This window comes from Nonomuraea sp. NPDC049480 (genome assembly GCF_044465905.1).
Lineage (GTDB): Bacteria > Actinomycetota > Actinomycetes > Streptosporangiales > Streptosporangiaceae > Nonomuraea.
On record NZ_JBITMD010000005.1, the window covers coordinates 504,860 to 518,133 of the forward strand.

General features: G+C 71.8%; 14 protein-coding genes. 11 read left to right on the forward strand and 3 right to left on the reverse strand.

Annotated features, from left to right (window positions below; all coding sequences use genetic code 11):
* Positions 1-11 precede the first annotated feature (11 nt).
* The 11 genes from murG (at position 12) to ACIBX3_RS18510 (ending at position 11,411) form a co-directional block, all read left to right on the forward strand.
* Positions 12-1,088, forward strand: coding sequence for an undecaprenyldiphospho-muramoylpentapeptide beta-N-acetylglucosaminyltransferase (murG, locus tag ACIBX3_RS18460; protein ID WP_397118341.1), 1,077 nt, complete (start codon positions 12-14; stop codon positions 1,086-1,088).
* Positions 1,085-2,482 (forward strand): UDP-N-acetylmuramate--L-alanine ligase, encoded by a 1,398-nt coding sequence (gene murC, locus ACIBX3_RS18465; RefSeq protein ID WP_397118343.1) that lies wholly within the window; start codon positions 1,085-1,087, stop codon positions 2,480-2,482. Before murG ends, murC begins: the two co-directional genes overlap by 4 nt.
* A gap of 196 nt (positions 2,483-2,678) precedes the next feature.
* Positions 2,679-3,344 carry a cell division protein FtsQ/DivIB gene (locus ACIBX3_RS18470; RefSeq protein WP_397118345.1) on the forward strand — a complete coding sequence of 222 codons (666 nt, stop codon included), beginning with the start codon at positions 2,679-2,681 and terminating at the stop codon, positions 3,342-3,344.
* 335 nt (positions 3,345-3,679) lie between these two features.
* A complete protein-coding gene (gene ftsZ / locus ACIBX3_RS18475) occupies positions 3,680-5,146 on the forward strand; it encodes a cell division protein FtsZ (protein ID WP_397118347.1) in 1,467 nt (488 codons plus the stop codon).
* Positions 5,147-5,195: 49 nt separating this feature from the next.
* Positions 5,196-5,939, forward strand: coding sequence for a YggS family pyridoxal phosphate-dependent enzyme (locus tag ACIBX3_RS18480; RefSeq protein ID WP_397118349.1), 744 nt, complete (start codon positions 5,196-5,198; stop codon positions 5,937-5,939).
* 140 nt (positions 5,940-6,079) lie between these two features.
* Positions 6,080-6,580: a cell division protein SepF gene (locus tag ACIBX3_RS18485; protein WP_397118351.1), complete on the forward strand. Its 501-nt coding sequence runs from the start codon at positions 6,080-6,082 to the stop codon at positions 6,578-6,580.
* An 80-nt stretch (positions 6,581-6,660) separates the two neighbouring features.
* Positions 6,661-6,951 carry a YggT family protein gene (locus tag ACIBX3_RS18490; RefSeq protein WP_397118353.1) on the forward strand — a complete coding sequence of 97 codons (291 nt, stop codon included), beginning with the start codon at positions 6,661-6,663 and terminating at the stop codon, positions 6,949-6,951.
* Between the two features lie 107 nt (positions 6,952-7,058).
* Positions 7,059-7,937 carry a DivIVA domain-containing protein gene (locus tag ACIBX3_RS18495; protein WP_397118355.1) on the forward strand — a complete coding sequence of 293 codons (879 nt, stop codon included), beginning with the start codon at positions 7,059-7,061 and terminating at the stop codon, positions 7,935-7,937.
* A 42-nt stretch (positions 7,938-7,979) separates the two neighbouring features.
* A complete protein-coding gene (locus ACIBX3_RS18500) occupies positions 7,980-10,028 on the forward strand; it encodes a hypothetical protein (protein WP_397118357.1) in 2,049 nt (682 codons plus the stop codon).
* Between the two features lie 452 nt (positions 10,029-10,480).
* Positions 10,481-10,933 (forward strand): ATP-binding protein, encoded by a 453-nt coding sequence (locus ACIBX3_RS18505; RefSeq protein ID WP_397118359.1) that lies wholly within the window; start codon positions 10,481-10,483, stop codon positions 10,931-10,933.
* A gap of 124 nt (positions 10,934-11,057) precedes the next feature.
* On the forward strand, positions 11,058-11,411 hold the full coding sequence (locus tag ACIBX3_RS18510; RefSeq protein ID WP_397118361.1) for an STAS domain-containing protein: 354 nt from the start codon (positions 11,058-11,060) through the stop codon (positions 11,409-11,411).
* Between the two features lie 369 nt (positions 11,412-11,780).
* Here ACIBX3_RS18510 and ACIBX3_RS18515 read toward each other — a convergent pair whose 3' ends face one another.
* The 3 genes from ACIBX3_RS18515 to ACIBX3_RS18525 form a co-directional block, all read right to left on the reverse strand.
* Positions 11,781-12,656, reverse strand: coding sequence for an aldo/keto reductase (locus ACIBX3_RS18515; RefSeq protein WP_397118363.1), 876 nt, complete (start codon positions 12,654-12,656; stop codon positions 11,781-11,783).
* Positions 12,653-12,949: a cupin domain-containing protein gene (locus ACIBX3_RS18520; protein ID WP_397118364.1), complete on the reverse strand. Its 297-nt coding sequence runs from the start codon at positions 12,947-12,949 to the stop codon at positions 12,653-12,655. Before ACIBX3_RS18520 ends, ACIBX3_RS18515 begins: the two co-directional genes overlap by 4 nt.
* The coding region (locus ACIBX3_RS18525; protein WP_397118366.1) for an aldo/keto reductase at positions 12,942-13,274 on the reverse strand (333 nt) is incomplete at its 5' end. The genes ACIBX3_RS18520 and ACIBX3_RS18525, both read right to left, overlap by 8 nt.

The following is a 13,274-nucleotide window of genomic DNA, read 5'->3' on the forward strand; positions in this document are numbered from 1 at the left end:
GAGTGACCGAGATGAGGGTGGTCCTCGCCGGTGGGGGGACGGCCGGGCACATCGAGCCCGCGCTCGCCCTTGCGGACGCGCTGCGTCATCTTGACCGGGGCATCGGCATCACCTGCGTGGGCACCGAGCGCGGCCTGGAGACGCGGCTCGTGCCTGCCAGGGGCTACGAGCTGGAGCTGGTGCCGGCCGTGCCGCTGCCAAGGGCGATCACACCGAGCCTGCTCACCATGCCGGGCCGGCTCGCCGGGGCGATCAACGCCGTCGCGGCCGTACTCGACCGGGTCAAGGCCGACATCCTGGTCGGCTTCGGCGGCTACGTCGCGACGCCCGCCTACCTGGCGGCCAAGCGGCGCGGCCTGCCGATCGTCGTCCACGAGGCCAACCCGCGGCCCGGCCTGGCCAACCGGCTGGGCGCCCGGCTCACCGACCACGTGTTCACCGGCTTCCCCGAGTCCGCCCTGCCCAAGGCCGAGTTCATCGGCACCCCGCTGCGCCGCCAGATCGTCAACCTGGACCGGCTGTCGATGGGAGACAAGGCCCGCTCCTGGTTCGGGCTGGAGAACGACCGGCCCACGCTGCTGGTGTTCGGCGGCTCGCAGGGAGCCAGGTCGCTCAACCAGGCCGCGCTGGCCGCGTCGCCCATGCTGCGCCGGGCGGGCGTGCAGGTGCTGCACGTGCTCGGGCCGAAGAACACCGTCGACCGGGAGCCGCCGCCCGGCGACCCGCAATACGTCCTGCTGCCGTACGTCGACCGCATGGATCTCGCGTACGCGGCCGCCGACCTGGTGCTGTGCCGCAGCGGCGCGCTGACGTGCGCCGAGCTGACCGCGGTGGGGCTGCCGGGCGCGTACGTGCCGCTGCCGCACGGCAACGGCGAACAGCGCATCAACGCCGAGCGCATCGTCCGCGGCGGCGGCGGCCTGATGGTCGACGACGCCGAACTGTCACCCGATTGGATCATTCACAACGTGCTGCCGCTCCTCCACGACCCCGAGAGGGTCGCGGCCATGTCGGAGGCCGCCTCCCGGCTGGGCCGCAAGGACGCCGATATCATGCTGGCCAGGAAAGTGTTGGAGATAGCCCGATGAGTCTCGTCAAGCTGGTCGATTCCGTTCGCGTCGAAGATCTGGGACGCGTGCACTTCATCGGCATCGGTGGCGCGGGCATGTCCGGCATCGCCCGCATCCTGCTCAAGCGCGGCGTGCGGGTGTCGGGCAGCGACGCCCGCAGCTCCGAGCTGGTCACCGAGCTGCGCGAGCTGGGCGCCACCGTCCACATCGGGCACGCCGCCTCCCACATCAGGGACGTCGACACCGTGGTCGTCTCGACCGCCATCCGCGACTCCAACCCGGAGCTGGGCGAGGCGCTCAAGCAGGGGCTGCGGATCATCCCGCGGGCCGCCGCGCTGGCCTCCGTCATGGCCGGGCGCACCGCCGTCGCCATCGCCGGCACCCACGGCAAGACCACCACCACCTCGATGCTGACCGTGGCCCTGCAGAAGTGCGGCGCCGACCCGTCCTACTGCGTGGGCGGCCAGCTCGTCACCACCGGGCTCGGCGCCGACGACGGCGAGGGCGCGGTGTTCGTGGCCGAGGCCGACGAGAGCGACGGGTCCTTCCTCATGCTCGCCCCCGACATCGCCGTGGTGACCAACGTCGAGGCCGACCACCTCGACAACTACGGCGACCCGCGGGCCGTGCACGACAGCTTCGCCAGGTTCGCCGACCGGGTGGGCTCGCTGCTCATCGCCTGCGCCGACGACCAGGGCTCGGCCGAGCTGGCCCGCAAGGCGCGGGAGCGGGGGCTGCGGGTCAAGACGTACGGGCTGGAGGGCGAGGACTACCGCGTGAGCGGCGTCCGGCCCGACGGATTCGGCACCGTGTTCGAGATCGAGGGCAGGGGGGACGTGCGGCTGGCCGTACCGGGGGCGCACAACGCGCTCAACGCCGCCGCGGCGCTCGCCGTGGCCGACGAGCTGGGGCTGCCCTTCGAGGAGATCAGAGAGGGCCTGGGGGCCTTCACGGGGGCCAAGCGGCGCTTCGAGGCCAAGGGCGAGGCGGGCGGCGTCGCCGTGTTCGACAGCTACGCCCACCACCCGACCGAGCTGGCCGCCGACCTGCGGGCCGCCCGTGACGTGGTGGCCTCCTACTCCGGCACCGGGCGGGTCGTCGCGGTCTTCCAGCCGCATCTCTACTCGCGCACCCGGTTCTTCGCCGACGAGTTCGGCTCGGCGCTGGGGCTGGCGGACGAGGTCATCGTGCTCGACGTCTACGGCGCCCGGGAGGATCCCGAGCCGGGTGTGTCCGGGGCGATGGTGGCCTCGCGCGTGCCGCTGCCGGCCGAGCGGGTCTCGTACGCTCCGGATCGGGGGGCGGTGCCCGGGCTGGTGGCCGAGCGGGCGCGGCCCGGCGACATCGTGCTCACGATGGGCGCGGGCGACGTCACGGAGCTCGGCCCGCAGATCGTGGCCCGCCTGTCCTGAGCGTGCGCCGATCCCGGCCGGTGTCCCCCGGCGGCGGGAAGCGGCGTCCTGCGGCGGACGGGCGGTGAGCCCCGTCCTTCCCGGGGGGCCGTGACCCCGGACGGCCCTCTGGGGACGCGGCGGTCGCCGGTTGGGCGTGGCGTGCGGTGCCGGGGCGTACGTCGGCGTAGGTTCAGTGCCGATGCATGGGAGGGCGATGAAGGCGCGGACGGCGTTCCTGGTGCTGCTCACGGCAGGGGTGGTGGGAACGGCCGCATGGCTGGTGTTCTTCTCGCCCGTGCTGGGTGTGCGCTCGATCGAGATCGTGGGAAATCTCACAGTTCCCAGCGAGCGTATCAAACAGCAGGCCGGGGTGGCCGATCTGCACCCGCTGGCCACCGTCAACCTCGCCGACGTCCAGAGCCGGGTCCTCGGCATCAGGCAGGTCGCCAGTGCGAAGGTGGACCGGATCTGGCCGGGCACGCTCAAGATCGAGGTCGTCGAGCGGGAGCCCGTCGCCGCCATCCCGGCGGGCGACACGTTCGCGATCGTGGACAAGCAAGGCGTGGTGATCGAGCTCAAGCCGGCGCTGCCGCCCATGCTGCCGCTGCTCAAGGTCGACCGCCCCGCCGCGGGCGACCCGGCCATGATGGCGGCGCTGCAGGTCATCCAGGCCGTGCCGGACGAGGTGCTCCCCAAGGTCAGGCAAGTGCGCGCGGGAACGGCCGAGGGCGTGACCCTGGAGCTGTCCGACGGGCGCAGCGTCGTCTGGGGCGGTCCCGACCGCCCCGAGGAGAAGGCCCGCATTCTCGCCTCGCTGCTCAGGCGGGAGAAGGCCACGGTGTACGACGTCAGCTCCCCCGACGTGGTGACCGTGAAGTGATCAAGAGTGTCAGGGTCTGGCAAGTCCGTGGCAAGGGCATCGCCGAGCCTGTCCGAGGTGGGGGTCGCGGCGTGAGAGCCTAAAGTCGGACGTTGGGCAGAGGAGTGCCCCGACCAGGCGCGACTTCGGAGCGAAACGGACAGCCCGCGACACGCCGGACGTGCTTGCGGCGAGGTTAGTTGACCCGCCAGGTAGGGGACTCCTACTGTCCGTATCAATCCTCAGGTTGACATAAATCTAAATCTCAACCTGAGGTTGAGAGTTACCCGAACTGACAAAAAGCGGAGACAACCCGCACCGAAATGGCAAGTCAACGAGCGGAAAGGCCCCTCGTCGTGGCAGCACCGCAGAACTACCTCGCGGTCATCAAGGTCGTCGGCATCGGCGGCGGCGGAGTCAACGCCGTCAACCGGATGATCGAAGAGGGACTCAAGGGCGTCGAGTTCATCGCGATAAACACCGACGCCCAGGCGCTGCTGATGAGTGACGCCGATGTGAAACTCGACGTGGGCCGTGAGCTCACGCGCGGACTGGGCGCGGGCGCCAACCCCGACGTCGGGCGCAAGGCGGCCGAGGACCACCGCGAGGAGATCGAGGAGGTCCTCAAGGGGGCCGACATGGTCTTCGTCACGGCGGGCGAGGGCGGCGGCACCGGCACCGGCGGCGCGCCCGTCGTGGCCAACATCGCCCGGTCGCTCGGCGCGCTCACCATCGGCGTGGTGACCAGGCCGTTCAGCTTCGAGGGCCGCCGCAGGGCCATGCAGGCCGAGGCGGGCATCGAGACGCTGCGCGACGAGGTCGACACCCTCATAGTGATTCCCAACGACCGGCTGCTGTCGATCTCAGACCGGCAGGTGAGCGTGCTGGACGCCTTCAAGGCGGCCGACCAGGTGCTGCTGTCCGGTGTCCAGGGCATCACCGATCTCATCACCACGCCCGGTCTGATCAACCTGGACTTCGCCGACGTCAAATCGGTCATGTCCGGCGCCGGCTCGGCGCTCATGGGCATCGGCCACGCCCGCGGCGACGACCGCTCGGTGGCGGCCGCCGAGATGGCGGTCTCCAGCCCGCTGCTGGAGGCGAGCATCGACGGCGCCCACGGCGTGCTGCTGTCCATCGCGGGCGGCTCCGACCTGGGCCTGTTCGAGATCAACGAGGCCGCCCAGCTCGTGTCCATGGCGGCGGCGCCCGACGCCAACATCATCTTCGGCACGGTCATCGATGACGCGCTCGGCGACGAGGTGCGCGTGACGGTGATCGCCGCCGGCTTCGACGACGTCCCCGGACCGACGCAGAAGGAGGTGCCGCGGCCGGCGACCCGTCCCGCCGCGTCGCAGCCGCCCGCGCCGCCCGTGTCCTCGCCCGTACGGCCGAGCGTCCCGTCGTCGCCCAGCGTGAAGTCCGAGCCGCCTCCGCTGCGCCCTGAGCCGCGCGCTGAGGTGCGTCCGGAGCCGCGCCCCGACTTCAGGTCCGAGCCGCGGCCCGAGCCCCGTCCTGAGCCGCGTGCGGATTTCAGGCCCGAGCCCCGTCCGGAACCGCGGGCCGAGATCCGTCCCGAGCCGCGGGCCGAGTTCAGGCCCGAGCCCGTGCGTCCCATGGAGCCGGTGCAGGCCTCGATCGAGCCGGACGACGGCCCCGTGGCCGGCGAGCCGTCCGGCCCCGTCTCGATCCCCCGGCCCGCGCCCGAGCCCGCCACCCCGCCCACGCCCATCACCTCCCGCATGTCGGAGCCCCCCAAACGTCCTCGCGTGATCTTCGAGGAACAGGAAGAGGAGCTCGACGTTCCCGACTTCCTCAAGTAGCACGGACGTCCCACGCCGCTCCCTCGACGGACACGGGAGCGGCGCCGTCATGTGCGCCGAGGGCTGTGGCGGGAACGCCGGTATCGAGAGGGAGAGTCACGTGAGAAGGGACGAGATCGCGGCCGGGCTCGCCGAGGTCGACGCGCGCATCGCGGCTGCCTGCCGCGCGGTGGGCCGAGACCGCGGCGAGGTCACGCTGATCGCCGTCACCAAGACCAGGCCCGCCGAGGACATCCGGATCCTGGCCGACCTCGGCGTCCGCGACGTCGGCGAGAACCGCGACCAGGAGGCCGCGTCCAAGGCGCACGAGCTCGCCGAGCTCCAGCTGACCTGGCACTTCGTCGGCCAGCTCCAGACCAACAAGGTGCGCTCCGTGGTCGGGTACGCCGACGTGGTCCACTCCGTCGACCGCCTCAGGCTGGTGGAGGCGATCAGCAAGGAGGCGGTCCGCCAGGGCCGCAGGGTCGGCTGCCTGGTGCAGATCGCGCTGGACGACGACCCGGCCAGGGGCGGCGCGCGCCCCGCCGACGTGCTGGAGCTCGCCGACGAGGTGGCGCTCGCCGAGGGCGTGTGGCTGGGCGGCGTCATGGCCGTGGCGCCGCTGGGCGAGGACCCCGCCAAGGCGTTCGCCAGGCTGCGCGACATCGCCACGCGCGTACAGGAGCAGCATCCCCGTGCCACGATGGTCTCGGCCGGGATGAGCGAAGACATGAACGAGGCGATCGCGTACGGCGCGACACACGTACGGGTCGGTACGGCGTTGCTCGGTCGTCGCAAGCCCTTCGTCAGGTAATGTCCCCTCAAGTGGGCGTCCAGGCCCATGATCAGGTAGAGGTCGATCGGCGGTGAGCTCCAAGGGGGTACGGCCACCGCCTCGGAACCCGGTGACGGGCCCCGAGCGAGGGCGACCATGAGCAGGAGGACGACGTAGCGATGGCCGGCGCGATGCGCAAGATGGCGGTCTACCTCGGTCTCGTGGAGGACGACCGCTACGAGAGGTACGAGCCCTACCAGGACGACTACACCTACGACGACGAGGTGCAGCGAACCGGCGAGGAGCGGCCCGTCGCGGTCCAGGAGCGTGATGAGGAACCCGAATCCGGGGTGCCCGCGCCCAGGCCCGCCACGACCATCCTGGAGCGCCGTACGACCGATCTGGCCCGCATCACCACGCTCCACCCCCGGACGTACAACGAGGCGCGCACCATCGGAGAGCACTTCCGCGACGGCACCCCGGTCATCATGAATCTGACCGAGATGGTTGACAGTGACGCAAAGCGGCTGGTCGATTTCGCGGCAGGTCTTGTCTTTGGCCTACACGGCAGCATTGAACGTGTTACCAACAAGGTGTTCCTGTTGTCCCCTGCCAATGTCGAGGTGACCGCCGAGGACAAGGCCCGAATCGCGGAACGCGGGTTCTTCAATCAGAGTTAGAGTCTCTGTATGTCTATCGCACCCAACCAGGTCTCACCGAGACCGGGAGGGCTCATCGGAAGTGGAGGCGTGGCCGGGCCGTGGCGATCGTCGGTCAGATCTTGGTCGTTGTCCTGTCTCTCTACCTGGTGCTGCTCATCGGCAGGATGATCTTTGAGACGGTGCAGGCTTTCGCCCGCCAGTGGCGCCCCTCGGGCGTCATCCTGGTGGTGGCGGAGGCCACATACACCGCAACAGACCCACCACTCAAGTTCCTCCGCCGTTTCATTCCTCCGCTCCGGTTGGGTACGGTGGCCTTTGACCTAAGCTTCACTGTCCTGTTCATCGTGGTCCTGATCCTGATCAACATCGCAGGGTCGCTGCCACGATGACCGGAGACGGTGGGGCGCCGGTCGTGATCCAACTCGTGTCCGCGCTGAAGTGATTCGGGTTACCGTCCCTCCGGACAGACTCCAGAGCGCGCCAAGGAGACCAAAACATGCCGCTGACGCCCGCTGATGTGCGGAACAAGCAGTTCAGTACCACCCGGTTGCGGCCGGGCTACGACGAGGAAGAGGTCGACGCCTTCCTCGACGAGGTGGAGGCTGAGCTCGACCGCCTGATCCAAGAGAACGAGGAGCTCCGCGCCAAGCTGGCCGAGTGCCTGCGCGGGAAGGTGCCGGGCGGCATGAACATGCCCATGGCCTCCGCCCCGGTCCAGGAGCAGCCCAAGCCCGAGATGATGGGGCCGCCGCAGCCGGAGCCCATGCGGGCCCCCGAGCCGCCGCCGGTGCAGCAGCAGCCGGTCCCCGTGGCCATGAGCATGCCTCCCGCCGAGGACAACATGGACACCGCGGCCCGCGTGCTCGCGCTCGCCCAGCAGACCGCCGACCAGGCGATCGCCGACGCCCGCCGGGAGGCGGACGAGACGGTCACCCGCGCCCGCCGCGACGCCGACGAGATCCTCTCCAAGGCCCGCCGCCAGGCCGAGCAGGTTCTGGGCGACGCCCGCGCCCGCGCCGAGACGCTCGAGCGCGACGCGCAGGAGCGCCACCGCCAGGCGATGGGCTCGCTGGTGCAGACCCGCGACGAGCTCGAGCGCAAGGTCGAGGAGCTGCGCAGCTTCGAGCGCGAATACCGCAGCAGGCTCAAGCTCTACCTGGAAAACCAGCTCGCCGAGCTCAACGTCTCCGCTGAGGGCAGCGGTGGGTTCCCGGTGATGTCCGGTGGTCCGCAGCAGCAGGGTCAGGCTCCCGCCATGCACGCCGTGCCGCAGGGTGGCCAGCAGCCTCTTCCCGGCAGCCCCAACCCGTTCGGCGGCGAGGCTCCGCAGGGCGCCTTCCCCGGCGGTGACGGTCCTCACAACGACCGCCGGTAAAGTAACGGGTCACTAGGACCTGTCACTCGAAAGAGCCCCTCTGTGATCCTTATCAGTGCTGGTTTGGTGCTCGCGGCGGTCGTGCTGCTGATCGCGGGCTTCGTACTGGCGAAGCCGTTCCTGATCATGTGGTCCATCGTGGTCAGCGTCCTGTCCGCGCTGTTCCTGGTGATCGGGGCTTTCCTGCGGCGTCACGAGCTGTTCCCCGGTGGTGGGCGGGCCGCTGCGCCGGCCACCCCTCCGGCAGGGCTCATGCCGCCCGGCTTGCCGTACAACCAGACCGGTCCGGTGACCCACCAGCCGCCCCCTCAGGCCCGTCCGCACCCGCCGCAACGGACGGTGGCCACGCCGGCCGCCGCCCCTCGCCGCCCCCCGGCAGGCGGCCCCGCGCCGGACGCGATCGTGCTGGTGATCCCGGGACGCAAGCGCTACCACGTGGCCGGCTGTCGTCAGCTGGCCGGCCGGGAGCACGAGGAGCTCACCTACGAGGAGGCACGCGAGGAGGGCTTCACGCCCTGCACCACGTGCCTGCCCGACGCAGCGCTCGGCGGACGGCAGCTGCCGCCTGCCGCCGACCCCGAGCCCGCTGCCGCACCCGGCTCCGCGTTCGCCGCGGAGAGCCGGGCCGATACCTCCGCGGAGACCCGCGACGTACGTCCGCAGGTCGCCTCGCCGAAGCCCGGCACCAAGGCTTCCACCCCCAGCCCGGAGCCCGCCGCCGCCCACGAGGAAGGCGCCACCGGGTGGTTCGGCCGGCCGGCCGCCGCACCCACCGGCCAGGCCAAGGCCCCCTCCACCGCCGTCCCGGAACCGGAGGACGAGCAGGGGGAGACGCAGACCTCCATCTTCCGGCCGCCGCCGTACGCGCTCAGGTCCGAATCGGCGCCTTCGAGCGAGCCGGGCCGCCCGCCCGCCGGCGAGACGTCACCGGGGACCGGCAGGACGCCGCCCTCCGGTAAGACTTCAGAACCGTCCGGTAAGACCTCGCAGCCCGCCGGTGAGCCTTCCCGGCCTGGGGGCAAGACCGGGCCCGCCGTCGGCAAGAGCGGGGCTCCCGCCGGTCCGGGCGGGAAGTCCTCGGGCACGGGCGCGACGTCCTCGGACGAGACCGAGCCCTCCGCGGAACGGTCAGGACAGGCCGCGGCCGCCGAGGGCAGGACCGAGCCCGCCCTGCGCCCGCCCGGCCAGGGCGGACCGTCCGGTGGTCAGGCGCGGCCGGGCGGAGGCGAGGTCCGGCCGTCCGGCGGCAAGCCTGAGGCGCCCGCAGGCAAGGGAGAAGCGCCTGCAGGCAAGCCTGAGGTGCCCGCAGGGGCGCCTGGCGCCACCGGGGGCAAGCCCGGGGAGGCCACCTCGCGGACGTCCGGCCAGGCGCAGTCCGGCAGGCCCGCGCAGTCCGGCAGAACCGCGCCGTCCGGTCAGCCGGGGCAGTCCGGTCAGTCGCGGCAGGGTGGTCGGCCGGGGCAAGGCGGAAGCGCCGCCGAGCCGGACGACTCCTCGGGACCCGCCACGGCTCCGCAGCCCCGCGTGCCTTCTTCCGCGGTGCCGCCCCGCTCGGGGAGTCCTGCTGGGGCGTCGGGCGGGTCCGCCGTGCCGTCCCAGCGCCCTTCCGGAGCGCCCAAGACGTTCGCGTCGGTGGAGCCGGAGGAGGAAGTGGTGCTGGAACGGCCCGCGTCCTCGGCCGAGTCACAGGCCAAGCCCAAGGGGCCGCTGCCCACGGGGTCCGGTGCTCCCGGCAGGTCTACGCCGGAGCGGCCGTCCGGTACGGCCTCGAAGGCCGACGCGCCCAAGCCGGGCGCCTCGAAGGGTGAAGCCGCCAAGCCGGGGCCTCCCGGAGCAGGCGCGCCCGTCGCGGCGTCGAAGGGCGGCGACGAGCCCGCCACCGGCTCCAAGGCCGCTGGTTCCGGGGGCAAGGGAGAGCGTCCCGGCACCGTGAAGGTCATCGTCGGCACCCGCCGCTACCACAGCACCGCCTGCCCGCTGATCAGGGGCGCGGGCGACACCGGCGTGGAGACGATGACGATCGCCGCAGCCGAGGCGGCCGGGTTGACGAGCTGTTCGGTCTGCCAGCACGACCGCGAGACGGTCAGCTGAGACGGATCACGGCCACGGCCCTCGGCTTGGAACCGGGGGCCGTTGTCGTGTCCGGGGGCCGGGCGGGTCTGTCCGGGAGACTTGTGACGGGCCGGCCGGGGTCGTCCGTGCGTCCGCTTGGTCGTGGCCGCGGGCATCCGGGACGGCCCGTGAGATGGGTGATGGCCGGCTGAGAGGGTTGCGGCGCGGGCCGGGCGGTGCCGCCGGTCGTCGTCGCGGCGAGGAGTCGCGCGGCGTCGCGTGGCCGGCCCAGCGCGCCGCGCGGACGGCCGCCGCCTGGCGTTTGGGCTGGTCACCGGCTGTCGCGGGGCTGTTTCCGCACTCGGCCGATCTCCGATCGCCGGCCGTGGTGCCCGATCCGCGTGGTGGCCGTGTTGTTTGACGATCTGCTGATGGGAAAGCTGAAGAGAGCCCGCTTATCGACGTTCCCAACCCCAGCGGGTGGCGTGATCATGAATGTGGATTTCGAGGTGTGCTGTCCCGTCAGCCCCGATCTCGGTAGCATCCGGGACCTGGTGCGGATGCATGCTCAGCGTGGCGGGCTGCGTGGTGAGCGGCTGGAGGACTTGGTGCTCGCGGTCAACGAGGCGGTCACCAACGTGCTGGACCACGGCGGCGCGGCCGGACTGATCACCGCCCGCGGCCACTCCGGCGGGTTCACCGTGGAGGTCCTCGACGTCGCCGGCCGGCTGACGGCCGAGCAGGTGGCCTCCGCCCGGATCGATCCGACCCGTTCGCACGGGTTCGGCCTGTGGGTGATCCAGCACCTGTGTGACGAGGTCACCGTGGTGCAGACGGACCTCGGTACGCTGCTGCGCCTGCGGATGCGCGTGCACGCCACCGCCGCCGCGGGGCGCGATCGCCGTGTCAGGCACGGCGGCCAGGAGACGCAGCCCGCCGCTTGAGCGGCGGTCGCCGGACGTGTGACAGAGCTTGGAGTATCAGAATCGACACAGTGGGTTTAGCGTGCGTGCATGGGCGCCTCCGGGCGGCATCTGTCCGTCGCGTCGTCCCGCGAGAGTGGTGACCGTGTTGCTGACGCTGACGCACCAGCATCTTCCCGGCATGAGCGTGATCGCCGTAGCGGGCGAGGTGGATCGTACCAACAGCGCCCAGCTGGCCGACTACATCGGCCGAATCCGCCGCCCCGGCGACCATGTGGTGTTCGACCTGGCCGAGCTGTCGTTCCTGGACAGCTCGGGGCTGCACGTCATGCTGGCCTGCGCCCGGGAATGCGGCGCCGACGGCGCCGGCCTGCACCTGGCCGCCGCCCGGGGCGCGCCCGCGCGCTTGTTCACCATCACCGGCGTGGAACGGCAACTGCCCATGTACACCACCGCGGAGCAGGCCATCACCGCCATCCTGACCGCCCGCGGCAGCTGAGCCGGTAGTGCCGGGGCGATCTCGTCATCACGCCCGATGTGGGAGCGGCTGCCGCGTTCCTACGCCGCAGGGGTGTCACCATTCCGCGGCGATCGGCCGAGAGCCGCAAGCGCACCGACTCGTGGACAGGCCGCCTGAGCCTGGCTCCTGCTGACCGGCCTGCTCACCCACCTCGCCGGCCTGGCTTGGGACCTGCGATGGCAGGCCGACGCCGGCCCCGGCTTCTTCTTCACCGGCCCCACTCGATCATGTACCCGGGCAGCGCCGTGATCGGGATGATCTCGCTCGTCATGGTCCCGCTCGTCACGACCGGGTCACATCGCCCTCGCGTGGTCGGAACTGCCCGGCATCGCCTGACCCTCTCGCGGCTCAGGCGATCTCGTCCCACAGGGCGGGGGTGATGGGATGGTTCAGGGCCCGGAGGTCGGTGGTGACGTGCTCGGGGGCGTGGGCGCCGACGAGGACGGTGCTCACCGCCGGATGCCGCAGCGGGAACTGCAGGGCCGCGGCCAGCAAGGGCACCTCGTGGCGGGCACACGCGGCGGCGAGCTCGTGCGCCGCGTCGGGCGCGTCCCCGGGCGGCCGGTCGGCGGCCAGCACGCCCCGGTGCAGCAGGCTGGCCGCGATGACGGGGATGCCGCGGTCCAGGCAGAGCGGGAGCAGCTCGTCGAAGGCCGTGCGGCGCAGGAGCGTGGCCTGGTTGGCGGCCAGCAGCAGGTCCAGGTCGGTGTGCTTGACGAAGTCCACCAGCATGGGCGACTGGTTCATGCCCACCCCGATCCAGCGCGCCACGCCCTGCGAACGCAGCTCCGCCAGCGCGGGGTAGGCCTCGTCGAGCGCCTGCGGCCAGTGGCGGTCGGGGTCGTGGATGAAGAGGATGTCCACGTGGTCGAGGCCCAGCCGGTCCAGGGACTCCGAGACGCTGCGCAGGACCCCGTCCCGGGTGAAGTCCCACTCGACGTGCCGGTCGCCGGGCACGGCGAAGCCGCCGTTGTCGCCGGGTCCCGGCCGTACCAGCCGGCCGACCTTGGTCGACAGGACGAACTCCGACCGGGGACGCCCGCGCAGCGCCCGGCCCATGCGCTGCTCCGACAGGCCGAGCCCGTAGAAGGGGGCGGTGTCGAAGTAGCGGATGCCGGCCTCCCACGCCGTGTCCATCACCGCCTCGGCCTGCGCGTCGGAGACGGGGTGGAGGTAGTTGCCGAGCGGGCCGCCGCCCAGGCCCACGCGGGGGAGTGGCGTCACGCCGGTTCCAGGTGCAGCCAGGTGGTGACCACCTCGGTGACGGCTTCCAGGTGGTGGTCCTCGCCGGGCTCCACGATGAGCACGTCACCCCCGGCGAAGTCTGAAATATCGCCGTTTATGTGGACTTTTCCGGTGCCTGAGAGGATGAGGAAGATCTCTGGATCCGGGTGCGTGTGACGGCCGGCGGAATGGCTCACCCGCCCGGGCGGGAGCGTCGAGACCCCGCCCGACGCCACGCGGAAGCCGGGCAGCGTCACCCCGGCGCCCATGGCCGCCAGCGTGCTCCTACGCATGGACGTCAGCCTCCTTGGCGGCGCGGTCGATGGCCGCGAGCTCGTCGCCGGTGAAGCCGAGGTGGTCCACGGCGGCCACGTTGGCTTCCAGCTGCTCGGGGCTGGAGGCGCCGACCAGCACCGAGGTGACCCGTTCGTCGCGCAGCGCCCAGGCCAGCGCGAGCTGGGCGACCGTCTGGCCGCGGGCGGCGGCGATCTCGGCCAGGGCCCGCACGAACGCCAGCACCTGGGGGGTGACCCGGTCCGGGGTCAGGAAGCGGCCCTCGGCGGCGCGCGAGCCGGCCGGGATGCCCTCCAGGTAGCGGTCGGTCAGCAGGCCCTGGGC

Excerpts from the sequence above, each read along its gene's own strand:
- murC (WP_397118343.1), top strand. The coding sequence starts at position 1,085 with ATGAGTCTCGTCAAGCTGGTCGATTCCGTTCGCGTCGAAGATCTGGGA.
- murG (WP_397118341.1), top strand. The coding sequence starts at position 12 with ATGAGGGTGGTCCTCGCCGGTGGGGGGACGGCCGGGCACATCGAGCCC.
- ACIBX3_RS18520 (WP_397118364.1), bottom strand. The coding sequence starts at position 12,949 with ATGCGTAGGAGCACGCTGGCGGCCATGGGCGCCGGGGTGACGCTGCCC.
- ACIBX3_RS18470 (WP_397118345.1), top strand. The coding sequence starts at position 2,679 with ATGAAGGCGCGGACGGCGTTCCTGGTGCTGCTCACGGCAGGGGTGGTG.
- ACIBX3_RS18485 (WP_397118351.1), top strand. The coding sequence starts at position 6,080 with ATGGCCGGCGCGATGCGCAAGATGGCGGTCTACCTCGGTCTCGTGGAG.
- ACIBX3_RS18505 (WP_397118359.1), top strand. The coding sequence starts at position 10,481 with ATGAATGTGGATTTCGAGGTGTGCTGTCCCGTCAGCCCCGATCTCGGT.
- ACIBX3_RS18495 (WP_397118355.1), top strand. The coding sequence starts at position 7,059 with ATGCCGCTGACGCCCGCTGATGTGCGGAACAAGCAGTTCAGTACCACC.
- ACIBX3_RS18480 (WP_397118349.1), top strand. The coding sequence starts at position 5,196 with ATGTGCGCCGAGGGCTGTGGCGGGAACGCCGGTATCGAGAGGGAGAGT.